Annotated in this window: 5 protein-coding genes, 1 tRNA gene and 2 pseudogenes; 6 read left to right on the forward strand and 2 right to left on the reverse strand. The window is 51.0% G+C overall.

Going from position 1 to position 4,457, the window contains the following annotated elements:
• Both INF61_RS22980 and INF61_RS22985 read right to left on the reverse strand, forming a co-directional pair.
• A pseudogene (locus INF61_RS22980) lies at positions 1-290 on the reverse strand (ornithine carbamoyltransferase subunit F); the annotation flags it as partial.
• On the reverse strand, positions 260-355 hold the full coding sequence (locus INF61_RS22985) for a hypothetical protein (protein WP_213014347.1): 96 nt from the start codon (positions 353-355) through the stop codon (positions 260-262). The pseudogene INF61_RS22980 and the gene INF61_RS22985, both read right to left, overlap by 31 nt.
• Before the next feature lie 99 nt (positions 356-454).
• Between INF61_RS22985 and rraB the strand changes: the two genes are divergently transcribed.
• From rraB to INF61_RS22990, 6 genes and pseudogenes are all read left to right on the forward strand, one after another.
• On the forward strand, positions 455-880 hold the full coding sequence (gene rraB, locus INF61_RS22515; protein ID WP_017694625.1) for a ribonuclease E inhibitor RraB: 426 nt from the start codon (positions 455-457) through the stop codon (positions 878-880).
• 46 nt (positions 881-926) lie between these two features.
• Positions 927-1,685: a tRNA isopentenyl-2-thiomethyl-A-37 hydroxylase MiaE gene (gene miaE / locus INF61_RS22520; protein ID WP_193548139.1), complete on the forward strand. Its 759-nt coding sequence runs from the start codon at positions 927-929 to the stop codon at positions 1,683-1,685.
• A 30-nt stretch (positions 1,686-1,715) separates the two neighbouring features.
• The gene (locus tag INF61_RS22525) at positions 1,716-2,438 is read left to right on the forward strand and encodes a topoisomerase II (protein ID WP_193548140.1); all 723 of its coding nucleotides are present in this window, start codon (positions 1,716-1,718) and stop codon (positions 2,436-2,438) included.
• A gap of 106 nt (positions 2,439-2,544) precedes the next feature.
• Positions 2,545-2,629 (forward strand) — tRNA-Leu (locus INF61_RS22530).
• A 189-nt stretch (positions 2,630-2,818) separates the two neighbouring features.
• Positions 2,819-4,066 carry an integrase arm-type DNA-binding domain-containing protein gene (locus INF61_RS22535; protein WP_029497379.1) on the forward strand — a complete coding sequence of 416 codons (1,248 nt, stop codon included), beginning with the start codon at positions 2,819-2,821 and terminating at the stop codon, positions 4,064-4,066.
• 162 nt (positions 4,067-4,228) lie between these two features.
• Positions 4,229-4,457, forward strand: a pseudogene (locus INF61_RS22990) (DUF6387 family protein); the annotation flags it as partial.

Raw genomic sequence — 4,457 nt, forward strand, 5'->3', positions numbered from 1 at the left:
AGCACGCGCGCGGTGTCCTTAATTGACTCTTTATGCCCAATCTGGCTGCCGCTCGGCCCTAAATAGGTAACGCGTGCGCCCTGGTCAAATGCGGCAACTTCGAAAGAGCAACGTGTACGGGTCGAGTCTTTTTCGAAGATGAGCGCGATGTTTTTACCGGTAAGCTTCTGTACTTCCTTGCCCTTTTTTTTATCGGCTTTGAGCTGTGCGGCAAGGGTCAGCAGAGAAGTGAACTGTGCAGGGGTAAAGTCGAGCAATTTCAGAAAGTGTTTCTTGTACAGATCAGACATTTTATCCTCACATGGCGAACGCCACTTATTGAATTAAAATTCACTTTATATGTGTAATTATTCATTTGCAACCCCGTTTCACAAATCTTTCCAACAAAGGTGGAGGCAAACCCGTCCGTGTGTGAAAATAGAAGTATCTGCCGCACTTTAAAGAGGATTGAGCCATGGCAAACCCGGAATTACTGGAAGAGCAACGCGAAGAGACGCGTCTGATTATTGAAGAACTGCTGGAAGACGGTAGCGATCCGGACGCGCTGTACACCATCGAGCACCATTTCTCTGCGGACGACTTTGAAGCGCTGGAAAAAATGGCCGTGGAAGCCTTCAAGCTGGGTTACGAAGTGACCGAGCCGGAAGAGCTGGAAGTGGAAGAGGGCGACACCGTCATCTGCTGCGACATCCTGAGCGAAGGCGCGCTGAAGGCGGAGCTGATCGACGCGCAGGTAGAACAGCTGATGAACCTGGCCGAGAAGTTTGAAGTGGAATACGACGGCTGGGGAACCTACTTCGAAGATCCGAACGGTGAAGACGGCGAAGAAGGCGACGACGAAGATTACGTCGACGAAGACGACGACGGCGTGCGTCACTAAGCGTTTCAGGCGGTGGCGCGTGCCACCGCTTTTTCAAGGCAGAACCATGGATTACCCGCAGATACTCGCCCCCGTACTTAACTTCCTCCAGTGCCCGACCCCGCAAGCATGGATTGATAAAGCCCGCGACCCGGCGAACCTGCCGCTGCTGCTCACCGACCACATGGTGTGCGAGCTCAAGGCCGCCCAGACCGCGCTGCTGCTGGTGCGTAAATACGTCGCCGACGAAAGTGGTGCCGACGCGCTGCTCGACTGGCTCAAACCTTACGAACAGTTCACCTTTCGCGACGGCCCGGAGCCGGACTTCATCGCCCTGCACAGGCAGATTGGCAAAAGCGTGATGCCCAAAACCGACGACCCGTGGGGCCAGGCGCTCATCGACAGCATGGTGCTGCTGATTAAAGAGGAGCTGCACCATTTCTGGCAGGTGCGTGAGGCGATGCTGGCCCGCGATATTCCGTATGTCAAAATCACCGCCAGCCGCTACGCCAAAGGGATGCTGAAGGAAGTGCGCACCCACGAACCGCTGACGCTGATCGACAAGCTCATCTGCGGCGCCTACATCGAAGCCCGTTCCTGCGAACGCTTCGCCGCGCTGGCCCCGTTCCTCGACGATGACTTACAGAAGTTCTATCTCTCGCTGCTGCGCTCGGAAGCGCGCCATTATCAGGACTACCTGACGCTGGCCCAGCAGGTGAGCGACGACGATATCTCACCGCGCATAAAGCATTTTGGCGAAATTGAAGCCACACTTATCTCGACACCGGACCACGAGTTTCGCTTCCACAGCGGCGTGCCGGTGTAAACCGGCACAACTCAAGGATAAGGATGCGAGATGAAAAAAACGTGGATCAGTACGGTCGTTGTTATTGTCGCGGCCGCCGCCGTGGCGTTCTGGGTGTTCTTTGACAGGCAACGCGCTCCGGAAGCGCAGATTGATACCACCCTCAACGCGATGCCTGCCTGGCAGGTGATTAAGGAGCAGGAGCCCGCGCTGCATCAGCGCATCCTCGACCAGATGACCGCCCTGCAAAAAGCCGGCGAGCCGGAGCAGCAGATTATCGACACCATCCAGCCGCAGATCCTTCATTTGCAGATGTCGCGCCTGCAAAACGCCCCGGACGCCAACGTGGTGAACTACATGACCATCAACATGGAGCAGACCGCCGCCATCCAGAAGGTGAGCGACGACGCCTGCTTCCGCTTCCTCTACCCGATGGTGAAGGGCGGCGTGAACCCGATGCGCATGCTGGATAAAGACCTGATGACGCGGCGCATGCAGGCCGACGCCGACATGATGCGCGCGGCCTACGGCAAAAACCGCCACACCGTGACGCAGGCCGAACGCGAGGCGGCTGTCGAGGATGTGCGGCCGGTTATGAAGGCGCTTGCCGATAAGTACGGCGAGGACATCCAGCTGTTGCAGATGCCGGAGAAGGCGGTGGGCAAGGAGAAGCTCTCCTGCGACATGGTGCAGGACATGTGGGCGAAGGTGCTGGCGCTGCCGGAGCAGAAGGCGGCAGGGGTGATTCGTCTTGCAGTGTCTGAGCTGGAGTAACCAGGGGCGCTGGTTTTTTGGGCACTTAGCGCGGGTTTCGCGCGTCGTCGCTTGCATGGCGGCGCGCGACAGGTATAATCCACAACGTTTCCGCATCCCCTTCAGTGCCGAAGTGGCGAAATCGGTAGACGCAGTTGATTCAAAATCAACCGTAGAAATACGTGCCGGTTCGAGTCCGGCCTTCGGCACCATACAAAGCTTTTTTCAGGTCTACTAACGTCTACTTTAGTCCATAAAAACAGTAAGTTAAGCAGGTTTCTGGCTTTTCTTAGTCTGTACACGTCTACTCAATTCCTTGAACATATACCAACTGATGATGGTATAACTGATGGTATTCCCGGTTCGATTGATTTTGGTACCAACACTGGAGGTATCAACTGATGGCTCTCACCGATATCAAAGTTAGGACTACCAAGCCCTCCGACAAACCCTTCAAACTCACAGATGGGCAGGGTATGCACCTGCTGATCAATCCCAATGGTTCAAAATACTGGCGACTCCAATACCGTTTCGGGGGCAAACAGAAAGTTTTAGCATTGGGTGTTTATCCAATGGTCTCTCTTGGTGAAGCCCGCAGGAAGCGAGATGAAGCCAAAAAGTTGGTATCTGATGGCATCGACCCTTCTGAGAAGAAAAAAGCAGATAAGATCGAGCAAAGCGAAGCCTTGACATTCGAGGCTGTCGCAAGGGACTGGCATACTGCTTGTAAAAGGAAATGGTCTGATTCCCACAGCGAGAGAGTTCTAAAAAGCATGGAAGATGGTCTCTTTACTACTATTGGTAAAAGAAAAATATCCGAGCTTAATACCAGAGATCTTCTTGCCCCTATCAAGGCTGTTGAAGCTTCCGGGCGACTGGAAGTTGCTTCCCGACTACAGCAAAGAACGACGGCAGTAATGCGATATGCTGTCCAGAACGGGCTGATAGATTACAACCCTGCTCAGGAGATGGCAGGAGCTATTGCTGTAGCCAAAAGAATCCACAGGCCTGCTTTGCCATTCGAACGATTTTCAGAACTCTTAGAACGAATTGATAACTTCAAAGGTAGGAAACTCACGAAGTTAGCCGTAAAGCTGACATTGCTCATTTTTATCCGTTCCAGTGAACTCCGATTCGCAAGATGGTCGGAGATCGACTTTGAAAATGCGATGTGGACTATCCCTGGAGAACGCGAGCCATTGCCAGGAGTCAAATATTCCCATCGAGGCTCAAAAATGAAGACCCCACACCTCGTGCCGTTAAGTCGTCAGTCCTTAGAACTTCTAAAAGCAATCAGAGAAATCAGCGGTGAATGCGACCTTGTATTCATTGGCGATCATGATTTCAGAAAACCTATGAGCGAAAACACAGTCAACAAGGCACTAAGGTCGATGGGTTATGACACAACTGTTGAGGTATGTGGGCATGGTTTTAGAGCGATGGCTTGTAGTGCTTTGATCGAGTCAGGAAAGTGGTCGAGAGATGCTGTTGAGAGGCAGATGAGCCATCAGGAGCGGAACTCCGTTCGTGCCGCATACATTCATAAAGCTGAGCATTTGGACGAGCGTAGGTTGATGTTGCAGTGGTGGGCTGATTATCTTGATGAAACAACTGAGAGAAGAATTGCACCTTTTGATTTTGATAACTAACTGATTTTAATTAATAAAATGGCGTGCTCAATAAAAAATTGAGGCGTTATTTTTTTATTTTCGATTTATGTGCTATTACGAAGTAAAACTTTTTACAACGGAGTGGCATTAATGAAATCTTGGGTAAAAATGAATAGTTGGACATCAGAAGACACCAAAGCAGTGAAAACATGGTTTGATTTGGATAGATATCGAGAGTTTGAAAACATTTCAATTAATATGCTTTACCATGAAATATGGGCGAGGACATATTTCTTCAAACCAGTAATAGAAGAAGGAATGCATAAAACAGTATTGAAAAATTATATGCAGATATTAGAAGGTAATCCTTTTCTCATCAAAGAGAAAGACTTGAATTATATGGATGCTGAAAATAAACTTTATCAACCGC

The organism is Enterobacter cloacae complex sp. P18RS, from assembly GCF_014982105.1.
Classification (GTDB): Bacteria; Pseudomonadota; Gammaproteobacteria; order Enterobacterales; family Enterobacteriaceae; genus Enterobacter; species Enterobacter hormaechei_C.

Excerpts from the sequence above, each read along its gene's own strand:
- INF61_RS22985 (WP_213014347.1), bottom strand. The coding sequence starts at position 355 with ATGAATAATTACACATATAAAGTGAATTTTAATTCAATAAGTGGCGTT.
- rraB (WP_017694625.1), top strand. The coding sequence starts at position 455 with ATGGCAAACCCGGAATTACTGGAAGAGCAACGCGAAGAGACGCGTCTG.
- miaE (WP_193548139.1), top strand. The coding sequence starts at position 927 with ATGGATTACCCGCAGATACTCGCCCCCGTACTTAACTTCCTCCAGTGC.
- INF61_RS22525 (WP_193548140.1), top strand. The coding sequence starts at position 1,716 with ATGAAAAAAACGTGGATCAGTACGGTCGTTGTTATTGTCGCGGCCGCC.
- INF61_RS22535 (WP_029497379.1), top strand. The coding sequence starts at position 2,819 with ATGGCTCTCACCGATATCAAAGTTAGGACTACCAAGCCCTCCGACAAA.